The 18,397-nt window shown below is 66.7% G+C and carries 17 protein-coding genes; 3 read left to right on the top strand and 14 right to left on the bottom strand.

Features of this window, described 5'->3' with window-relative positions; genetic code table 11:
- Window positions 1–85 precede the first annotated feature (85 nt).
- Both ACVOK1_RS08390 and ACVOK1_RS08385 read right to left on the bottom strand, forming a co-directional pair.
- Complete coding sequence (locus tag ACVOK1_RS08390; protein WP_481561735.1) at window positions 86–484, bottom strand: sensor histidine kinase; 399 nt, start codon at window positions 482–484, stop codon at window positions 86–88.
- A gap of 70 nt (window positions 485–554) precedes the next feature.
- On the bottom strand, window positions 555–2,678 hold the full coding sequence (locus tag ACVOK1_RS08385) for a TonB-dependent receptor family protein (protein ID WP_481561734.1): 2,124 nt from the start codon (window positions 2,676–2,678) through the stop codon (window positions 555–557).
- A 168-nt stretch (window positions 2,679–2,846) separates the two neighbouring features.
- Here ACVOK1_RS08385 and ACVOK1_RS08380 point away from each other — a divergent pair, with 168 nt between their 5' ends.
- The 3 genes from ACVOK1_RS08380 (at window position 2,847) to ACVOK1_RS08370 (ending at window position 6,096) form a co-directional block, all read left to right on the top strand.
- Window positions 2,847–4,049: an amino acid aminotransferase gene (locus ACVOK1_RS08380; protein ID WP_116863655.1), complete on the top strand. Its 1,203-nt coding sequence runs from the start codon at window positions 2,847–2,849 to the stop codon at window positions 4,047–4,049.
- 214 nt (window positions 4,050–4,263) lie between these two features.
- Window positions 4,264–5,280, top strand: a complete 1,017-nt coding sequence (locus ACVOK1_RS08375) for a class 1 fructose-bisphosphatase (protein ID WP_164073003.1) — start codon at window positions 4,264–4,266, stop codon at window positions 5,278–5,280.
- 108 nt (window positions 5,281–5,388) lie between these two features.
- Window positions 5,389–6,096 (top strand): 2OG-Fe(II) oxygenase, encoded by a 708-nt coding sequence (locus tag ACVOK1_RS08370; RefSeq protein ID WP_481561733.1) that lies wholly within the window; start codon window positions 5,389–5,391, stop codon window positions 6,094–6,096.
- Between the two features lie 70 nt (window positions 6,097–6,166).
- On the opposite strand, the gene ACVOK1_RS08365 is transcribed toward ACVOK1_RS08370, so the two are convergent.
- From ACVOK1_RS08365 to gyrB, 12 genes are all read right to left on the bottom strand, one after another.
- A complete protein-coding gene (locus ACVOK1_RS08365; RefSeq protein ID WP_313178095.1) occupies window positions 6,167–7,279 on the bottom strand; it encodes a PA0069 family radical SAM protein in 1,113 nt (370 codons plus the stop codon).
- A gap of 244 nt (window positions 7,280–7,523) precedes the next feature.
- Window positions 7,524–8,267 carry a pyridoxine 5'-phosphate synthase gene (locus ACVOK1_RS08360; RefSeq protein WP_406233780.1) on the bottom strand — a complete coding sequence of 248 codons (744 nt, stop codon included), beginning with the start codon at window positions 8,265–8,267 and terminating at the stop codon, window positions 7,524–7,526.
- A gap of 9 nt (window positions 8,268–8,276) precedes the next feature.
- The gene (locus tag ACVOK1_RS08355) at window positions 8,277–8,531 is read right to left on the bottom strand and encodes a hypothetical protein (RefSeq protein ID WP_164073006.1); all 255 of its coding nucleotides are present in this window, start codon (window positions 8,529–8,531) and stop codon (window positions 8,277–8,279) included.
- A gap of 42 nt (window positions 8,532–8,573) precedes the next feature.
- The gene (gene cls / locus ACVOK1_RS08350; protein WP_481561732.1) at window positions 8,574–10,034 is read right to left on the bottom strand and encodes a cardiolipin synthase; all 1,461 of its coding nucleotides are present in this window, start codon (window positions 10,032–10,034) and stop codon (window positions 8,574–8,576) included.
- Between the two features lie 220 nt (window positions 10,035–10,254).
- Window positions 10,255–10,668: an ExbD/TolR family protein gene (locus ACVOK1_RS08345; protein WP_025875547.1), complete on the bottom strand. Its 414-nt coding sequence runs from the start codon at window positions 10,666–10,668 to the stop codon at window positions 10,255–10,257.
- 3 nt (window positions 10,669–10,671) lie between these two features.
- Window positions 10,672–11,097 (bottom strand): ExbD/TolR family protein, encoded by a 426-nt coding sequence (locus ACVOK1_RS08340; protein WP_079224462.1) that lies wholly within the window; start codon window positions 11,095–11,097, stop codon window positions 10,672–10,674.
- Window positions 11,098–11,156: 59 nt separating this feature from the next.
- Window positions 11,157–11,918: a TonB-system energizer ExbB gene (gene exbB, locus ACVOK1_RS08335; protein ID WP_108767146.1), complete on the bottom strand. Its 762-nt coding sequence runs from the start codon at window positions 11,916–11,918 to the stop codon at window positions 11,157–11,159.
- Between the two features lie 92 nt (window positions 11,919–12,010).
- On the bottom strand, window positions 12,011–12,679 hold the full coding sequence (locus ACVOK1_RS08330) for an energy transducer TonB (protein ID WP_108767145.1): 669 nt from the start codon (window positions 12,677–12,679) through the stop codon (window positions 12,011–12,013).
- A gap of 143 nt (window positions 12,680–12,822) precedes the next feature.
- Window positions 12,823–14,013 carry a tetratricopeptide repeat protein gene (locus ACVOK1_RS08325; protein WP_108767144.1) on the bottom strand — a complete coding sequence of 397 codons (1,191 nt, stop codon included), beginning with the start codon at window positions 14,011–14,013 and terminating at the stop codon, window positions 12,823–12,825.
- 131 nt (window positions 14,014–14,144) lie between these two features.
- Window positions 14,145–14,951: a M48 family metallopeptidase gene (locus tag ACVOK1_RS08320; RefSeq protein ID WP_108767143.1), complete on the bottom strand. Its 807-nt coding sequence runs from the start codon at window positions 14,949–14,951 to the stop codon at window positions 14,145–14,147.
- Window positions 14,952–15,020: 69 nt separating this feature from the next.
- Window positions 15,021–15,866: a CPBP family intramembrane glutamic endopeptidase gene (locus ACVOK1_RS08315; RefSeq protein ID WP_481561731.1), complete on the bottom strand. Its 846-nt coding sequence runs from the start codon at window positions 15,864–15,866 to the stop codon at window positions 15,021–15,023.
- A 67-nt stretch (window positions 15,867–15,933) separates the two neighbouring features.
- Window positions 15,934–18,393 (bottom strand): DNA topoisomerase (ATP-hydrolyzing) subunit B, encoded by a 2,460-nt coding sequence (gyrB, locus tag ACVOK1_RS08310; RefSeq protein WP_481561730.1) that lies wholly within the window; start codon window positions 18,391–18,393, stop codon window positions 15,934–15,936.
- Between the last annotated feature and the right edge of the window lie 4 nt (window positions 18,394–18,397).

The following is an 18,397-nucleotide window of genomic DNA, read 5'->3' as shown; positions in this document are numbered from 1 at the left end:
CCCCCCCCCTGCCGGCCGCCCCGCGCCGTCCCCCCCCCCACCCCGGTGGGGGGGGGGGGGGGCGGCCCCCCCCCGGCCCCCGCCACTACCCGCTGCGGGGCAGGGTGATCCGCACGCACAGCCCGCGGCCCCCGTCGCCATCCTCCAGGGCCAGCTGGCCGCCGTGCGCCTGCACCACGGCCACCGCGATGCTCAGGCCCAGCCCGGTGCCGCCATGGCGCGCGCTGCGTGAAGCCTCCAGCCGCTGGAACGGCTGCAGCATCCGCGCCCGTTCTCCGGCCGGTATGCCCGGGCCCTGGTCGGTGATGCGGATGTGGATGGCCTTGGCGTCGCCCGACGCCTCGACCTGCGCGCCGCCACCGTAGCGCCCGGCGTTGTCCAGCAGGTTGGCCAGCGCGCGCTTCAGGCTGCGCGGGAAGCCGGGATAGGCCACGCCCACCCGGCCCGTCAGCTGCACGGCATGGCCGATTCCCATTTGCGTCATGATAGCGACGCGCCCTGCGTTACCGGTTCGTGAAGATGTAAGCGTATGTAACGCAGCGCGTCCGAATGGATCAGCGCCACGACCACTGCAGGCCCACGCTGGCGCGCCGGTCCGGGCCCGGCTCGTAGAAACGGCCGTTGCCATCGTTGACGATCACCGAGCCGATATAGGCCTGGTCGAGCAGGTTGTCCAGCCGCGCGAAGGCACGCAGGTCACCGCCGGGCAGCGCCCAGCGGCGGCCGGCTTCCAGGTTCAGCACGGTGTAGCCGGGCGCGCGCTCGGTGGCCAAGTCGTTCACCACCGTGTCGCTGCTGGCATTGGCTTCCAGCGCCCACTGCCAGTCGCCGGGCGACCACTGCAGGCGGGCGAAGGCCTGCTGCCGTGGCACGCCGGGCAGGCGGCTGCCGGCCGCCACCACCGTGTCGGGCACGCGGCAACCGCTGCCACCGCAGGTCAGGTACGGCGAACGCACCTGTGCCTGCAGCCAGGTCCAGGCCAGCTGCAGTTCCCACTGCTCGGCCAGTGGCTGCTGGTACTGCAGTTCCACGCCCTGGCGGCGGGTGCGGCCGATGTTGCGGTAGGTGCTGCGGCCATTGGTATTGCTGGCAACGGCCAGCTCGTCGTCGGTAACGGCGCGGAACACGCTGATATCGAGCTGGGTTCCGTTCTGCGCATGCCACTTGCTGCCGACCTCGATGTTGCGGCTGCGCGCGGCCGACAGGTCCAGCGCCAGGCCGGCCTGGCCGTCGCTGCGGTAGCCCAGCTCGTTGAAGGTGGGGGTTTCGAAGCCGCGTCCGGCGGCGGCGTGCAGGCGCCACTGCGGGGTCGCCTCGAAGCTGACCCCGGCCACCGGCGTGGTCGCCTGATAGCGGCGGCGGCCACTGTCGTCGGGGTTGCTGCCGGTGATGTAGCGGTCATCGGATTCGAAGCGCACGGCACTGTGGCGCACGCCGGCCAGCAGCGACCAGCGCGGGCTCCACTGCCACCACGCCTGGGCGAACTGGTCGACGTTCTGCACGGTGTCGATCTGGTCGCGGCGCAGGCGGCCGCGCACGCCCAGGGTGCTGCCGACGAAGTTCTCGTAGCCGGTGCGGTGCTGGCGCTGGCGGTCGGCACTGATGCCCGCCACCACGTCCAGCGGGCGCCCGGCCAGGTCGCCGTTCCAGCCCCAGCGCGCGTCCATGCCGCCATAGCCGCCGTCCAGGTCAATCACGCCGCCGGCGTGCAGCGGGTTGGCCTGCGCGGTAGGCGGAATCGGCAGGAACTGGGTCACCGCGCGCTGCCCGGCGTAGCCCATCAGCTGCCAGCGCTGGGCGCCGCTTTCGCGGGTCCAGCGCAGGCCGGCCTGCTGCTGCCGCACCGATTTGCGGGTGTTGTACTGCTCGGCCACGGCCGTGGCCTGGCGCGGGTTGGCCGCCACCTGGGCGCGGGTCAGGCCCAACGGGTCCTGCGCATCGGGGGCATCCAGCGCGTTGAGCAGCAGCTCCAGGCGGCCGCCGCCGACTTCAGCGCCCAGCCGTGCGTTGAGCGACTCACGCCGCGCCTCGCTGTGGTCGCGCCAGCCGTCGGTGTGGAAGTGGTTGGCGGCGATGTTGTAGTCGATCACCGGGCCGGCACCGCGCAGCTGCGCGCCGACGCTGACCGTGTTGTCGGCACCGGCGTTCACCCGCAGCCGCCACGGATCGCCGGCCTGGCCCTGCGCGCTCCACACCTGCAGCACGCCGCCGGAGGAGTTGCCGTACAGGGCGGAGAACGGGCCGCGCAGCACCTCGATGCGCTCGGCACCAAGCAGGCTGGCGTGCGACAGCTGGCCCTGGCCATCAGGCATGGTGGCCGGCACGCCATCGATCAGCACCCGCACGCCGCGCACGCCGAAGGTGGAGCGCGCACCGAAGCCGCGGATCGACAGCTGGGTGTCCTGCGCATAGTTCTGGCGATCACGGGCCAGCACCCCAGGCACCCCGGCCAGCGCCTCGGACACCTGCACCCCGGGCCCGCTGCGGTCGTCGCCTACCCACACCGTGTCCTGGCTGGCCGGCAACGCGAACGGATCGATGCCCTGCACGCGCGCGGCCTGCACCTCCACGGTCGGCAGCTGCTGCGGGGCAGGGTCGGCGGCGTTCTGGGCCAGCACCGGCAACGGCAACAGGGCAATCAGCAGGGGCAGGCGGCGGGGCGCCAGGGAATCGTTCATCGTTCAGCGACACGCACGGCGGGGAAACAACACCCCATGGTACGGGCTGTGGCGTGACGATGGCCGCCGCGCGGGTGGCACGCTTTGTTACGATGGCATGGCTGTGGCCGACGGCCGCTGCTTCACGACCCGCGCTTCTTCTCCCCCTCAAATAGAACGAGTACTGCCGTGTCCTTCTTTGCAAACGTGGAACTGGTCCCGGGCGACCCGATCCTGGGCCTGACCGAGGCGTACAACGCCGACAGCCGCCCGACCAAGGTCAACCTGGGTGTGGGCATCTACTACGACGAGAGCGGCCGCATTCCGCTGCTTCGCGCCGTCAAGCAGATCGAGCAGCAGCTCGCCACCGAAGCCAAACCGCGTGGCTACCTGCCGATCGACGGCCTGCCTGCCTACACGCAGGCGACCCGTGAACTGGTGTTCGGCAAGGACTCGCCGCTGCTGGCCGCCGGCCGCGTCACCACCGCACAGACCGTCGGTGGCAGCGGTGCGCTGCGCGTCGGCGCCGACGTGCTGAAGAAGCTGCTGCCGCACGCCACCATCGCCATCAGCAACCCGAGCTGGGAAAACCACCGCGCGGTGTTCGGTGCCGCTGGCTTCGACGTGGTCGAGTACACCTACTTCGACGCCGCCACCCATGGCGTGGATTTCGACGGCATGCTGGCCGATCTGCAGAAGCTGCAGGCCGGCACCGTGGTGCTGCTGCACGCCTGCTGCCATAACCCCACCGGCGCCGACCTCACCGTCAGCCAGTGGAAGCAGGTGGCCGAAGTCCTGAAGGACAAGCAGCTGTTCCCCTTCATCGACATGGCCTACCAGGGCTTCGACAAGGGCATCGAGCAGGATGGCGCCGCCGTGCGCATCATCGCCGAAGCCGGCATCGACAGCTTCATCGTCGCCAACTCGTACTCCAAGTCGTTCTCGCTGTATGGCGAACGCGTGGGTGCGCTGTCGATGGTCGCCCCGACCGCCGCTGATGCCAAGGCCGTGCAGTCGCAGGTCAAGCGCGTGATCCGCACGATCTACTCCAGCCCGTCCACCCACGGTGCCGCGCTGGTGGCTGGCGTGCTGACGAACCCGGACCTGCGTGCGATGTGGGAGCAGGAACTGACCGAGATGCGCGAGCGCATTCACGCCCTGCGCCAGGGCCTGGTCGAAAAGCTCGCCGCCGCCGGTGCCCCGCAGTTCGCCTTCATCAACGAACAGGCCGGCATGTTCTCCTACTCCGGCCTGAGCCGTGAGCAGGTCGAACGCCTGCGCGACGAGTTCGGCATCTACGCCGTCGGCACCGGCCGCATCTGCGTGGCCGCGCTGAACCAGAACAACCTGGAATACGTCGCCAAGGCCGTGGCCACCGTCGCCAAGGGCTGAAGCAACACCGCAAAGTACTAAAACAAAGGCGCCGAAAGGCGCCTTTGTTTTTGCTCTGCCTTTGCCACACCCTCCGCGCTCGCGGCAAACCCTGAAGCGCAGGGCGAGGCACAGCGCAACGCCCCTGTAAACGATTTCGCCTCAAACCAATCACGCACGCGCCGCGCACAGCAGCGACAATAGGCGTTTTCCCGCTGCCGAGACCTGCCCGCTCATGTCCCGTACTTCGTTGACCCGCTTCCTGATCCAGGAACAGCACGCCGGCCGCATCAACGCCGACCTGCGCCAGCTGATCGCCGTGGTCGCCCGCGCCTGCACCAGCATCTCCATCGCCGTCAGCAAGGGCGCCCTCGGCGGCGTACTCGGAGAGGCCGGCACCGGCAACGTGCAGGGCGAAGCGCAGAAGAAGCTGGACGTCATCAGCAACGAGATCCTGCTGGAAGCCAACGCCTGGGGCGGCCACCTCGCCGCCTGCGCATCGGAAGAGATGGACCACAGCCAGCCGGTGCCGGACATCTACCCGCGCGGCGATTTCCTGCTCCTGTTCGATCCCCTCGATGGCAGTTCCAACATCGACGTCAACGTCTCCGTCGGCACCATCTTCTCGGTGCTGCGCTGCCCGACCAACGTCGAACTGCCCGGCGATGAAGCCTTCCTGCAGCCGGGCAGCAAGCAGATCGCTGCCGGCTACTGCATCTACGGGCCCAGCACCCAGCTGGTGCTGAGTGTCGGCCACGGCACCCACGCCTTCACCCTGGACCGCGAGACCGGCGAGTTCGTGCTGACCACCGAGAACATGCAGATTCCGGCGGCCACCCAGGAATTCGCCATCAACATGTCCAACCAGCGCCACTGGGAAGCACCGATGCAGGGCTACGTGCAGGACCTGCTGGCCGGCAAGGAAGGCGCGCGCGGCAAGAACTTCAACATGCGCTGGATCGCCAGCATGGTCGCCGACGTGCACCGCATCCTTACCCGGGGCGGCATCTTCATCTACCCGTGGGACAAGAAGGAACCGGACAAGGCCGGCAAGCTGCGCCTGATGTACGAAGCCAATCCGATGGGCCTGCTGGTTGAACAGGCCGGCGGCGCCGCATCCACCGGTCGCGAGCGCATCCTCGACATGCAGCCCAACCATCTGCACCAGCGCGTGCCGGTGTTCCTCGGCTCGCGCGAGGAAGTGGCCGAAGCGGTGCGTTATCACCAGGAGCATGACGCGAAGACCGCTTGAAGGCGGCCATCCCTACAGCGGTCATGGCAGTGCGATGACATGACCGCGGGGTGACAGCAGCGGCGGCAAACGGCACCATCAAGCCCTTGCCGCCGAAGGATTGCATGCATGCACGAGCCGGGCCCGGTCGATTTCATCGAAGTCATCCACAACGCCGTCCCCAGTGACGTGTGCGCCGCCATCGTCGCCCGCATGCGCAGCAGCCAGGGCCTGAAACCCGGTGCGGTAGGCAGTGGTGTGTTCCCCGAACTCAAGCACAGCAAGGATCTGCGCATCAGCGGCCTGGATGCGTGGCGCGACGTGGACACCCTGCTGCAACAGTCGGTTTTCGCCGGGCTTCAGACTTATCTACGCCGTTATCCACAGGCTCTGATCGCACCGTTGATGTTGCAGATCCAGGACAGCAACGGCCAGCCGCGCCGACTGTCCGCCGAGGATTTCCCCGACATGGCGCCGGAGCAGCTGGCGGAGCTGGCCCGCACCTGTCTGCGCCCAGGTGCGATCAACCTGCAGTGGTACGCGGCGGGCGAGGGCGGTTACCCGTACTGGCACTGCGAGCTGTACCCGAAGGATGCGCAGGCGGAGACGCTGCACCGGCATGTACTGTGGACGCTGTACCTCAACGACGATTTCGAGGAAGGCGAGACCGAGTTCCTGTTCCAAGGACGCAAGATCGCACCGCGCACCGGCAGCCTGCTGATCGCGCCGACCGCGTTCACCCACACCCATCGCGGCAACCGGCCGCAGGGCGGCGACAAGTTCATCGCCACCAGCTGGATCCTGTTCCAGACTGCGCAGAAGCTGTTTGGCGGGTAGCACCGCTTGTAGAGTCGAGCCATGCTCGACTGCTTTTCCCATCAGTCGAGCAAGCTCGACGCTACGGACATCAGAACAACGACCCCTGCGGTGATTCCTTCCGCGGCGGCAGCGGCTTCTGGAACCGGCTGCAGTCCAGCTTCGGCCAATGGCTGTTCTGCGCGTTGAAGCCCAGCCGCTTTCGCGCCAGCTTGAATCGGTTGTTCAACAGATCCGCATACACGCCTTGGCCACGCATGCGCGTGCCGAACTGGCTGTCGTAATCCTTGCCGCCACGCAGCTGCTGGATGGTGCTCATCACGTGCGCGGCGCGATCAGGGTGGTGCGTGTCCAACCAGTCGCGGAACAGCGGCGCGACCTCCAGCGGCAGGCGCAGCAGCACGTATCCAGCGGTGCCGGCACCGGCGTCATGCGCGGCCTCCAGCACGGCTTCCAGCTCGCTGTCGTTGATCCACGGAATCACCGGCGCCACCATCACGCCCACCGGAATACCGGCGTCGTGCAGGCGCTTCATCGCGCGCAGGCGCGCATGCGGCGCCGACGCGCGCGGCTCGAGCTTTGCCGACAGGTGCGGGTCCAGCGAGGTCACCGAGAAGTGCACGCTGACCAGGTTCTCTGCCGCCAGCGGTGCCAGCAGATCGATGTCGCGTTCCACCAGCGCATTCTTGGTGATCAGCGAGAACGGATGCTTCGTCTCCAGCATCACTTCGATCAGCTGGCGGGTCAGCTTGAGCTTGCGCTCGATCGGCTGGTAGGCATCGGTGTTGATGCCCAGTGCGATCGGCTGCGGCACGTAGCCGGGCTTTGACAGTTCCTTGCGCAGCAGCTGCGGTGCATTGGTCTTGGCGAACAGCTTGGTTTCGAAATCCAGGCCCGGCGAAAGGTTCAGATAGGCGTGCGAGGGCCGGGCGAAGCAGTACGAGCAGCCGTGCTCGCAGCCGCGATATGGATTCACCGACTGGCTGAAACCCACGTCCGGGGAGTTGTTGCGGCTGATGATGCTGCGCGCGGTCTCGGCACGCACCTCGGTACGCAGGCGCGGGGCGAGGAATTCTTCGCTTTCGTCGATGGCCCAGCCGTCATCGACCGCTTCGCTCACCGTACTTTCGAAGCGACCAGCCAGGTGGGAGGTGGAACCCCGGCCCTTGATGGCGGCCTGGGCGTTGCGAGGGTGGGATTGCATGGCGCCCTCCGGCCGTTTCAGAGGCATTAGTATTATTGCTAACCACAGGCGGCGCAAGCGGCCAGGATTCACGTAGCTGTAGGCGTTGGGGCCGAGCCGACGCCACGTTGACCCCAGTGTTATCCACAGGTTTCACGTGGTCGCGCAGGCGCCATCGCCGCAGCAGGTCGGAAGCATGGGCCACGGACGTCTCAGCAGCTGCGATGGGCAGCGCTGGCTGCCGGGCGACGCCCGGCGTCAGCCGTTACAGCAGGGCCAGGTAGCCCCGCACGGTGGTGTCGAGCCCGTCATACAGGGCCTCGCCGATCAGCGCGTGGCCGATCGACACCTCCAGCACCTCCGGCACCGCGGCCAGGAAGTCGCGCAGGTTGTCCTGCGAAAGGTCGTGGCCGGCATTCACACCGAGGCCGACGGCCTGCGCGCGGCGCGCGGCGGTGGCAAACAGGTCCAGCATCGCCGCGGCATCACCGGCCGCGTGGGCTTCGGCATACGGGCCGGTGTACAGCTCGATGCGGTCGGCGCCGACCGCGGCGGCCTGTTCCAGCAGCGGGTTGCCGGCATCCACGAACAGGCTGACGCGGCAGCCCATCGCCTTCAGTTCGGCCACCAGCGGGCGCAGGCGCTCGCCGTCGCGCTCGAAATCGAAGCCGTGGTCCGAGGTGATCTGGCCATCGCCATCGGGCACCAGGGTGGCCTGCGCCGGGCGGGTCTGCGCGCACAGCGGCAGCAGGCCCGGATAGCCCTCGCGCGGCGGTGCGAACGGGTTGCCTTCGATGTTGAACTCGACGCCGCGGGCGCGGGTCAGGGTCGACAGCGCCAGCACGTCCTCGGCGGTGATGTGGCGACGGTCCGGCCGCGGGTGCACGGTGATGCCGTGGGCGCCGGCGTCCAGGCAGGCCTGGGCCGCACGCACGACATCGGGTTCGGTACCGCCGCGCGAGTTGCGCAGGACGGCGATCTTGTTGACGTTGACGCTGAGCTGGGTCATGGAACGGAACTACGGTGCGGAAGAGGGTGGGGGCGTGCCGTCATGGGCGCGGGCCTGCTCACGCAGGCGGCGCAGCTCCTCGGCATCGACCAGGGTGGACGGATCGCGCTGCAGGTCGCCAAAGCGGGCCACGTAGCGGCCACGCACCCACGCCAGCAGGAAGCCGAGGGCGGCGAGCAGGGCCAGCGACATCAGGCCCATGTGCGGGGTCTTCAGCGCGAAGGCGAAGCAGCCCAGCGCCAGCAGCAGGTACAACCAGTACATGTTCCAGTCCTCCCCGGGCGTCGACCGCAGTGTAGCGCTGCGTCAGAGCAGCGGCGAGGCCAGGCGGGCGAAGGCTTCGGGCAGGCGATGCAGCCACAGCGAGCGCCCCGCCTCGTCATGCACGCGGGTCGCGCTGTCGAACTCGGCCTGCAGCAGCGTGGCCAGTTCCGCCACGCGGTCGCGGTCGCTGATCATCATCGACAGCTCGAAGTTCAGCCGGAAGCTGCGGTGGTCGAAGTTGGCGCTGCCGACGATGCAGACGTCGTCGTCGGCGATGAAGGCCTTGGTGTGCAGCATGCGCGGGCCGTACTCGTAGATCTTCACGCCGGCATGCAGCAGTTCGTCGAAGTAGGAGCGCGCGGCCTGGGTGACGAACCAGGAATCGCTCATCTTCGGCACAAGCAGGCGCACGTCCAGGCCGCCCAGGGCTGCCGAGGTCAGGGCCATGCGTGCGGCCTCGCCGGGCACGAAGTAGGGCGTCACCAGCCAGACCCGCTCGTTGGCTTCCTGGATGGCCGCCACGTGCAGGCGGTGGATGGTTTCCCAGCCAGAGTCCGGGCCGGACACCAGCACCTGCGCATCGATGCTGCCATCGCCACGCAGTGGCATGTCGGCCGGCCACAGGCGGGCGATGTCGAAGCGCGACGGCTCCTGCCCGCTGGCGTACAGCCAGTCCTCGGCGAACACCAGCTGCAGGCTGCGCACCACGTGGCCGCGCAGGCGCATGTGCAGGTCGCGATAGGCGTTGGGGTTGCGGCTCTCGTCTTCTTCGTCGGTGATGTTGATGCCGCCGGTGAAGGCCAGCTGGCCGTCGATGATCACCAGCTTGCGGTGCGTGCGCAGGTTCAACCACGGGCGCTTGAAGGGTTTCAGCAGCTGCCGCGGGTGGAACCACACGGCTTCGCCATCGGCATCCAGCAGCGGCCGCAGGAAACGCGCCGGCAACGACGAGGAGCCCACCGCATCCAGCAGCAGGCGCACCTGCACGCCGGCACGCGCGCGCTCGACCAGGGCGTCGCGCAGGGCGGTGCCGGCGTGGTCTGGATTGAAGATGTAGTACTCCAGGTGCACGTGGTCGCGCGCCTGGCCGATGGCCTCGATGAGCGCGGCATAGGTGGTCGCGCCGTCCACCAGCCAGGTGACTTCGGTGGCGCTGCTGGGCGCCAGGCCGGTGGTGGCCTGGGCGACCTTGGCCAGCTCGGTGCAGCCGGCATCGGGCGGGCAGACGTCGCTGTAGTGCTCCATGCCCGAGCGCGCGCGGCCGCGGCGCAGGCGCTGCCGCTTCACCTTCTGCGGGCCCAGCAGGTAGTAGATGAAAAGCCCGAGATAGGGCAGCAACGCCAGCGACAGGATCCAGCTGAGCGTGGCGACCGGCTCGCGCTTCTGCAGGATGATCCAGCCGGTCAGGGCGAGCAGGTAAAGCAGATAGGCCACCGCCAGGATCGTTCCCAGGTGGGCAATGCCATCAAGCCAGAGGCGCAGCGAATCGAAGAGGGCGAGCATGCGCCGATCATAGCGGGCGCGGGTGTGGTGATGGGGTCAGCGGTGATGGGGTCAGAGCCCTTTCCTGCGGAAAGGGATCCGACCCCGCCGGCTGCACGTGATTGGGGTCGGATCCCTTCCCGCAGGGAAGGGCTCTGACCCCGCGCAAAAAAAAAAAGACGCCCCTGTCTCCAGGGGCGTCTGCAGTCGCGTCATGACTGTTGTGCTGCGGTAGTACGTATTACTGCTGCACGAAGCCGATCTTCTTCATCTGAGCATTCTTCGCGGCGGCCAGGACCTTGGCCATCACGTCGTACTCGGAATCCGGGCTCGCGTCGATGCGCAGCTCGGGCTGGTTGGTCGGGTCACGCTGGACCTCCTGCTCCATCCGCTGCTGCAGCTCGTGCGTACCGATCGGGCTGTTGTTCCACGAGACCTGGTTGCTGGCGTCGATCTTGAGTTCGATCGGCGGCGGCGGTTCGACCAGCTGCGGCGGTGGGTTGAGCACGCGCTGCGGCAGGTCCACGGCGATCGGGTACGTCATGATCGGCGCGGTCACGATGAAGATGATCAGCAGAACCAGCATCACGTCCACGAGGGGCGTGACGTTGATGTCGGCCATGGGGCCCTTGCCACCACCACTACTGAATGCCATGGCTTATTGCCCCTTCTCTTTGGTCGCGACGAAGCCGACGTCCAGCATGCCCTGTTCCTGCGCGACCTTGGTCAGGTCGTTGATGACGCGCATCTTGGTGGTGCGGTCACCACGCAGGTTCAGCGGCGGCTGCGGGGTCTGCTGGGCGGCGGTCGCCAAGCGCGACTCGAGAGTCTGCTTGTTGATTTCTTCGTCGTTCCAATAGATCGAGCCGTCTTCCTTGACCGCCAGGGTGATGGGACCCTTGCGATCGTTGGTGTCGTCCGGCTTCTGGACCAGGTTGGCCTCCGGCAGATCCACCTTGACCTTGTGGGACATCAGGGGCGCCGTGATGATGAAGATGATCAGCAGCACCAGCATCACGTCCACGAGGGGCGTCACGTTGATGTCGGCCATGGGGCCGCCGCTGTTACCACTACTGAAAGCCATAACGGGCTCCGTCTAGATCTTGGTGACTACTTCGTTCGTCGCAGGGTCACGCGCCGCAATTAGCGGACGCGCGAGCCGGTGGCGAAGAAGTCGTGCAGGTCGTGCGCGAAGGTATCGAACTTGCTGATGGTCGCGCTGTTGATCTTGCTGAAGAAGTTGAAGGCGAACACGGCCGGGATTGCGACGAACAGACCGATGGCGGTCATGATCAGCGCTTCACCCACCGGGCCTGCGACGGCGTCGATCGAAGCGGAGCCGGTGGCACCGATCTTGATCAGCGCGCCGTAGATGCCCCACACGGTACCCAGCAGACCGACGAACGGAGCGGTTGCACCGACGGTGGCCAGCAGGGTCATGCCCGACTGCAGCTTGTTGCTTTCGCGGGTCACGGCCTGACGCAGGGCGCGGTCGACGAACTCCGAACGGCTCAGGTTCTCACCCAGACCGCCGGTGGCGCCGCCTTCAGCGCGCTGGTGGTGGGCAGCCGCCTGGGCAGCGTCCAGTGCGATCTTCGAGAACGGCTCGGAAGCCGGCTGTTCTTCCATCGCACGGATGGCGTCCTGTGCGTTCGGGGTGTCCCAGAACAGGCTGACGACGCGATCGGCAGCGCTCTTCAGGCGGACCGAACGGAAGATGTTGATAACGGTCCAGTACCAGGACATGGCCGACATGACGATCAGGGTCAGCAGCACCACCCAGGAGACAGCGAAGTCACCCGGCTGGGTGGTCATTTCGTGGATCAGGTGCTCGAAGCCCATCTGCGACAGGGCGTTGGACGGATTGCCCCCGGCAGCAGCGGCGATGAAAAGTTCCTGCAGCATGACGCTTACCTTTGTTGTGTGTGGTGATAAAGGGTGTAGCTAAGCTAAACAATCGAACCGGAGGAGGGGTGGCCGGCGGCCACCCGCTCGCATCAGTTCAGTGCAAAGTTGACCGGGACGCGGACGCGGCCAGCAGCCTTCTTACCGCCAGATTCAGCGGCGTTGAAACGCCACTTGCGGGCAGCTTCCATCGCAGCACGGTCCAGGTCGCGGTTACGGCTGGACTTTTCCACCGTGACATTGGTGACGTTGCCCTGGGCATCGACATCAATGATCAGGATCACTTCGCCCTGGATACCAGCGCGGAAAGCGGCCGGCGGGTAGCGCGGCGGATTCATTGCCTTCGACGAGATGTCGACGCTTGCCTCGATGGTGGTCGGCGGGGCAGGCGGCGCAGGCGGCGACGGTGGGGTGACGATGTCGTTCGGGCGCGGCTCCGGCACGTCGACGACCGGCGCCTGCGGCGGCGGCGGGACGGGCGAGGGCTTCGGCGGCGACAGGTTCTTCACCGGCGGCGGCGGGGTGTCCTGCGGCGGCGGCGGCGGCGGCGGCGGCGGCGGAGGCGGCGGCGCGTCGACGATGGTCACCATGACGTTGCGCTCCTTCTCAGCCACGGCCTTGGGGGCCACGGCGGGGATCAGGAGCATCATGAAGGCGGCCAGATGCAGGGCGATTACAAACGCGATGCCGACGATGCGAGGCCAGCTCAGCCCCTTGTCATCAGTTTGTTCGTACCGGTGAACGACTAGTTGTTCCGTCATGCGCCAAGAGCTCAATAGTGGGGCCGGAATCCCGGGGGCGGGATCCCTGATCAGCGGTGCATGACACCGCAGGAACCTCCAAGCTTATACCAATCCTGAGCGCCTGCGCATCAACCGTGCAGGCGTTCAGGCGTTATTCCTACTTACTTCAGGTTGATGATTTTTTTGGCATCAGCCTGGTTCTTCACGCCCTTCGCCAGAGCTTCCTGGGCGGCCTTCTTGGCCTCGGGAACGCGACCTTCGGCATGCAGGACGCGTGCCAGGTTCAGGTAGGTCTCACCGTCCTTGGACAGCGGGGCAGCCTTCTGCCACGCCTCGATCGCCTGCGGCACCTGGTCGGAGTAGTAGTAGGACTGGGCCAGCGCCAGGTAAACCTGGTAGTCCGGCTTCAGGATGCCCTTCTGCAACCCTTCGTTGATGACCGCGATGACGTCCTTTTCCTTGTTCTCGGTGTTGGCGTAGATCGAGTACAGCTGCTTGTACTCGCGCTCTTCGGTGAGCTGGCCGCTGCTGCGCAGCTTGTCCATCACCGCGGCGGCCTTCGGCATCTGATCGGCCTGCATGTACATGTTGGCCAGGTTCAGCTGCGCTTTCTTGTCGTTCGGGTTCTTGGCCGCCAGGGCTTCAGCAGTCTTGACCGCTTCACCGGTCTGGCCGGCTTCGGACAGGGCAGCCATCAGCAGCTGGTTCCAGTTGTCCTTCGGCTCGGTCGCGCCGGCGATGGCCTGCTGCAGCACCGGGATGGCTTCCTGGTAGCGCTCCAGCTGGTACAGGGCCTGGCCCTTGGCGATCAGCTCTTCCGGCTTGTTCGACTTGCTCTCGGCAAAGTACTTGTCCAGCGTGGCCAGGCCTTCGGCGGTCTGGTCTTCCTGCAGCTGCAGCTGGCCCAGCATCAGCATCGACTGGTAGTGGCCGTTGTTGTCCAGGCCGTTCAGCTGCAGCGCCTGCTTCAGGTAGCCGATGGCACCGGCGGTGTCGTCGCTCTGGTAGGCAGCCTGCGAAGCCAGCTGCGCGGCCAGCGACTTGTCGTAGTTGTTCGACGCGCTGTTGCCCAGGATCTCGCCTGCAATCTGCAGGGTCTCCGGGAACTTCTGGTCGTTGTAGTTGTCAATCAGCTTCTGCAGCTGCTTGCCCATCTTCGAGGACGCCTTTTCCTTCGGCTCCTCACGGGTGGCATTCGGGTACAGGACTTCGGCCTTGGCCTGCTGCTTGCCACCGCGGTTGCCGCGCTCGGACGAACGCGAGGACTGCGCGAAGGCATCGGTGACCACGGCGCCGGTCAGGGCGGTCGCGATGAGGACGGAAAGCACAGCTTTGTGGTTGCGGAAAATCATCGTTCACCTCGATCGAACCGCCGTCAGCGGCAAAGTCGGACTGTCAGAAAAATCTGAGCCGCCAAACGTATCAGAAACAGATGGCGTGAGAAATCGTTTTATGTGCTGCAATACAGCATGAATCTGCGCACTCAGCCACACTTTGGCCTGCGACCAGCGGCCTGGGCCTGCTGATAAGCGGGTGCGAGGGACGGTGCAGCGCGCTGCAGTTCGCGGATGCGGTTGGCCGGATCAGGGTGCGTGGACAGCCATTGCGGGCTGCGTCCGCCACTGGCGGCCATCATGTTCTGCCACAGGTCGACCGCCTGCGCCGGGTTGAAACCGGCATCGGCCATCAGGCGCTGGCCGATGTCATCGGCCTCGGTTTCCTGGGTGCGTGAGTTGGGCAGAACGATCATCGTCTGCGCGGCCGTGCCGCCCAGCTGGTTGACGGTGCTGGCTGCGCCCTCGCCGCCATAGGCCCCCGCGATCATGCCGGCGATGGCCAGGCCCGTCTGCGCGCCCATCTGCCGGGTGATGCGTTCTTCGTGGTGGCGGGCGATGACGTGGCCGATTTCATGGCCGATGACCGCCGCCAGCTGATCCTGGTTCTTGGCGACAGTGAAGATGCCGGTGTTCACGCCGACCTTGCCGCCGGGCAGGGCGAAGGCGTTGGGTTCCTTGTCGACGAACACCGCCGTCTCCCACCGTACGCCCCGGTACTGAGCAGGCAGCTGCGCGACCAGCGCATTGACCACGCACTGCACGTACGCATTCTGGCGGCCGTCGGTGCCGACCTTCTGCTTCTGCTTGGTTTCCGCAAACGCCTGCGCGCCCATCTGGTCGAGCTGGGCCTGCGACACGCCACCGACCACCTGCCGGCGGCCGGTCGGTGAGGTGGTGGTCGCACAGGCACCCACCAGCACGGTGATGAGCAGGGCGAGCAGCAGTGATTTCATGGAATCCCCCGTGTTCATGCAGGCAGTGTGGACTGGGCCCGCTTAATTTTTCGTCAAGCGGCCACGGCCTTACATTGCCCCGAAGAACACCAGCGCGGCCAAGGCCACGGCGTTGTTCAAGCCGTGCGCGATGATCGCCGCCCACAGCGTCCCGGTGCGCCGGTACAGCCAGCAGAACGCGGCGCCCATGCCGCCGTAGACCAGCCACAGCTGGGCGATCTCGGCCGGGCCATTGGCGCTGGTGCCGGGAATCTCATGGATCAGGGCAAAGGCCAGGCTGCTCAGCAGCACGCCCAGCCAGGGCCTGCCGGCCTGCCACAGCCGCCCGAACAGCACGCGGCGGAACAGCAGCTCCTCGTAGGCCGGCGCCAGCACCACCGCAAACAGCACCAGGAACAGCGGGAACCGCTCGATGGCGTGCTGCATCAGCGCCAGGTTGGTCGGCACCGGTTCGACGCCGAGCTGCTTTGCGAGGAAGGCGATGCCATTGCTGCCGATCACGATCAGCGTAGCCACCAGCAGGGTCCAGCCCCAGGTGGACGGGCGCCGCAGCGCCTGCGTCGAGGCCTGCCGTTCGGCCGCATTGGCCGGCCGCCGCAGGAAATACAGCAGCAGCGCCGCGCCACCGGTCGACACCAGGGCCATCAGCACCTGTGCCAGGGCACCGGGCGTGCCCAGCGCTTCGGTCACGCTGGACGGGTCGATACCCGCGCCGTTGTTCTTCGCGTTGGCGTAGCCGACCTGGATGCCGCGATACAGGCCCCACGCCAGTCCGGCGACCAGGCTGAGAATGAACAGCGTGGCGGCGCCAATGCCCAGATCGATGAAGAAGCCTGCCACGGGCGAACCGCGGCGCGGCGCAGCCGAGGCTGGCGGGACGGGCGGCGGGGCGGAGACCGGGACGGAAGCGGACATCGATTACCTGCGATCAGAGGGCGAAGGCCGGCGCGCATCCCCGCGCACCGGCCATGGTCGAAGCGTGTCAGATATCCAGGTTGGCGACCTTAAGCGCGTTGTCTTCGATGAAGTCACGACGCGGTTCGACGACATCGCCCATCAAGGTGCTGAAGATCTGGTCAGCCGCGACAGCATCCTCGATGCGCACCTGCAGCAGGCGGCGGGTATCGGGATTGACGGTGGTATCCCACAGCTGTTCCGGGTTCATTTCACCCAGGCCCTTGAAGCGCTGGATCTGGCGGCCGCGCTTTGCTTCCTCCAGCAGCCAGCTCTGTGCCTTGGCGAAGCTGTCCACTTCGACCGACTTGGCACCGCGGCCGATGGTGGCGCCTTCGCGCACCAGGCCGTGCAGCAGGCTGGCGGCCTGATAGATGGCACGCAGTTCGCCACCTTCGAAGGCGGCCAGCGGCAGCACCTGCACGTGTTCCTCGCCCATGTGGCGGCGGGTCACCAGCACGGCGGCCGGACGCTCGTCGTTCGGCTCCTGCAGTTCCAGGCTGAAACGCGCACTGCCCAGGCTGCCCTGGTTGAGGCGCTTGGCCAGTGCATCCAGGCCCTGGCCTTCAGCGGCATTGCGCAGGTTGGCCAGGTCCATCGGCACGAAGTCGACCAGCGCTTCGAGCAGGTTGCGGTCGTAGCGGTGCGCATTGCGTTCGATCGCGTCGCGCGCGCCGGCAAAGGTCAGCAGCAGCTTTTCGAGCACGGCACCTTCGATGCCCGGCTCACCCGCGGCCGGCACCAGCACGGCGTTTTCCACTGCGTTGCTGGCCAGATAGCTGTCCAGCGCCGGGTCGTCCTTCAGGTACAGCTCCTGCTTGCCCTGCTTGATCTTGTACAGCGGCGGCAGGCCGATGTAGACGTAACCGCGCTCGATCAGCTCCGGCATCTGACGGTAGAAGAACGTCAGCAGCAGGGTGCGGATGTGGGCGCCGTCGACGTCGGCGTCGGTCATGATGATGATCTTGTGGTAACGCAGCTTGTCCGGGTTGTACTCGTCGCGGCCGATGCCGGTACCCAATGCGGTGATCAGCGTACCGACCTGGTCCGAGGCCAGCATGCGGTCGAAGCGGGCACGTTCCACGTTGAGGATCTTGCCGCGCAGCGGCAGCACCGCCTGGTTCTTGCGGTTGCGGCCCTGCTTGGCCGAGCCACCTGCGGAGTCACCCTCGACGATGAACAGTTCGGACAGCGCCGGATCCTTTTCCTGGCAGTCGGCCAGCTTGCCCGGCAGGCCGGCGATGTCCAGCGCGCCCTTGCGGCGGGTCAGGTCGCGGGCCTTGCGCGCCGCTTCACGGGCACGCGCCGCATCGACGATCTTGCCGGCGATGGCCTTGGCTTCGTTCGGATTCTCCTGCAGGAACTCTTCCAGGCGCGCGCCGAAGGCGTTTTCCACCGCCGGACGCACGTCGGAGCTGACCAGCTTTTCCTTGGTCTGGCTGGAGAAGCTCGGGTCCGGCACCTTCACCGACAGCACCGCGATCATGCCTTCGCGCATGTCGTCGCCGGTCAGGTTGATCTTGGCCTGCTTGGCGATGCCGTTCTGCTCGATGTAGTTGTTGAGCACGCGGGTCAGGGCGCCGCGGAAACCGGCCAGGTGGGTACCGCCATCCTTCTGCGGGATGTTGTTGGTGAAGCAGTACATCGTCTCCTGGTAGGAGTCGGTCCACTGCAGCGCCACGTCCACCACGATGTTGTTGTGTTCGCCGGTGACCGAGATGACGTTCGGGTGCAGCGGGGTCTTCAGCTGGGCCAGATGCTCCACGAAGCTGCGGATGCCGCCCTCGTAGTGGAAGTCATCGCGGCGGCCGTCGCCGCGCTCGTCGGCCAGCACGATCTTGACGCCGGAGTTCAGGAACGACAGTTCGCGCAGGCGACGGGCCAGGATGTCGTAGTGGAATTCCACGTTGTCGTGGAAGGCCACGGTCGACGGCCAGAAGCGCACGGTGGTGCCGCGCTTGGTGGTGTCTTCCAGCTTGGCCAGCGCGGTGACCGCGGCGCCGTTGCTGAATTCCTGCTGGTAGTGGGAGCCGTTCTGGAACACGTCCACCAGCAGCTTCTGCGACAGCGCGTTGACCACGCTGACGCCCACGCCGTGCAGGCCGCCGGAAACCTTGTAGCTGTTGTCGTCGAACTTGCCGCCCGCATGCAGCACGGTCATCACGACTTCGGCCGCCGAAACCTCGCGGCCCAGCTTGGCGCTCATCTGTTCGTGCTTGCCGGTCGGGATGCCACGGCCGTTGTCGGACACCGACACCGAGCCGTCAGCGTGGATCGTCACCGCGACGTGGTCGGCGTGGCCGGCGAGGGCTTCGTCGATCGAGTTGTCGACGACCTCGAACACCATGTGGTGCAGACCGGTGCCGTCGTGGACGTCGCCGATGTACATGCCAGGACGCTTGCGGACAGCCTCGAGCCCTTCCAGGGCGGTGATGCTGTTGGCGTCGTAGTTGCCGTTGTTTGCCGGGGTGTTCTGTTCGTCGGTCATTGCG

It is taken from the genome of Stenotrophomonas sp. STEN087 (assembly GCF_056759115.1).
Note: the sequence above shows the minus strand (reverse complement) of the source record. Positions and strands in the feature narration are given on the sequence as shown.

What these genes read in the sequence shown, in the direction of transcription:
- ACVOK1_RS08370 (WP_481561733.1), top strand. Translation starts at nt 5,389, where the DNA reads ATGCACGAGCCGGGCCCGGTCGATTTCATCGAAGTCATCCACAACGCC.
- cls (WP_481561732.1), bottom strand. Translation starts at nt 10,034, where the DNA reads ATGCTCGCCCTCTTCGATTCGCTGCGCCTCTGGCTTGATGGCATTGCC.
- ACVOK1_RS08360 (WP_406233780.1), bottom strand. Translation starts at nt 8,267, where the DNA reads ATGACCCAGCTCAGCGTCAACGTCAACAAGATCGCCGTCCTGCGCAAC.
- exbB (WP_108767146.1), bottom strand. Translation starts at nt 11,918, where the DNA reads ATGCTGCAGGAACTTTTCATCGCCGCTGCTGCCGGGGGCAATCCGTCC.
- ACVOK1_RS08325 (WP_108767144.1), bottom strand. Translation starts at nt 14,013, where the DNA reads ATGATTTTCCGCAACCACAAAGCTGTGCTTTCCGTCCTCATCGCGACC.
- ACVOK1_RS08375 (WP_164073003.1), top strand. Translation starts at nt 4,264, where the DNA reads ATGTCCCGTACTTCGTTGACCCGCTTCCTGATCCAGGAACAGCACGCC.
- ACVOK1_RS08345 (WP_025875547.1), bottom strand. Translation starts at nt 10,668, where the DNA reads ATGGCATTCAGTAGTGGTGGTGGCAAGGGCCCCATGGCCGACATCAAC.
- ACVOK1_RS08385 (WP_481561734.1), bottom strand. Translation starts at nt 2,678, where the DNA reads ATGAACGATTCCCTGGCGCCCCGCCGCCTGCCCCTGCTGATTGCCCTG.
- ACVOK1_RS08355 (WP_164073006.1), bottom strand. Translation starts at nt 8,531, where the DNA reads ATGTACTGGTTGTACCTGCTGCTGGCGCTGGGCTGCTTCGCCTTCGCG.
- ACVOK1_RS08330 (WP_108767145.1), bottom strand. Translation starts at nt 12,679, where the DNA reads ATGACGGAACAACTAGTCGTTCACCGGTACGAACAAACTGATGACAAG.
- ACVOK1_RS08365 (WP_313178095.1), bottom strand. Translation starts at nt 7,279, where the DNA reads ATGCAATCCCACCCTCGCAACGCCCAGGCCGCCATCAAGGGCCGGGGT.
- ACVOK1_RS08315 (WP_481561731.1), bottom strand. Translation starts at nt 15,866, where the DNA reads ATGTCCGCTTCCGTCCCGGTCTCCGCCCCGCCGCCCGTCCCGCCAGCC.
- ACVOK1_RS08390 (WP_481561735.1), bottom strand. Translation starts at nt 484, where the DNA reads ATGACGCAAATGGGAATCGGCCATGCCGTGCAGCTGACGGGCCGGGTG.
- ACVOK1_RS08340 (WP_079224462.1), bottom strand. Translation starts at nt 11,097, where the DNA reads ATGGCTTTCAGTAGTGGTAACAGCGGCGGCCCCATGGCCGACATCAAC.
- gyrB (WP_481561730.1), bottom strand. Translation starts at nt 18,393, where the DNA reads ATGACCGACGAACAGAACACCCCGGCAAACAACGGCAACTACGACGCC.
- ACVOK1_RS08320 (WP_108767143.1), bottom strand. Translation starts at nt 14,951, where the DNA reads ATGAAATCACTGCTGCTCGCCCTGCTCATCACCGTGCTGGTGGGTGCC.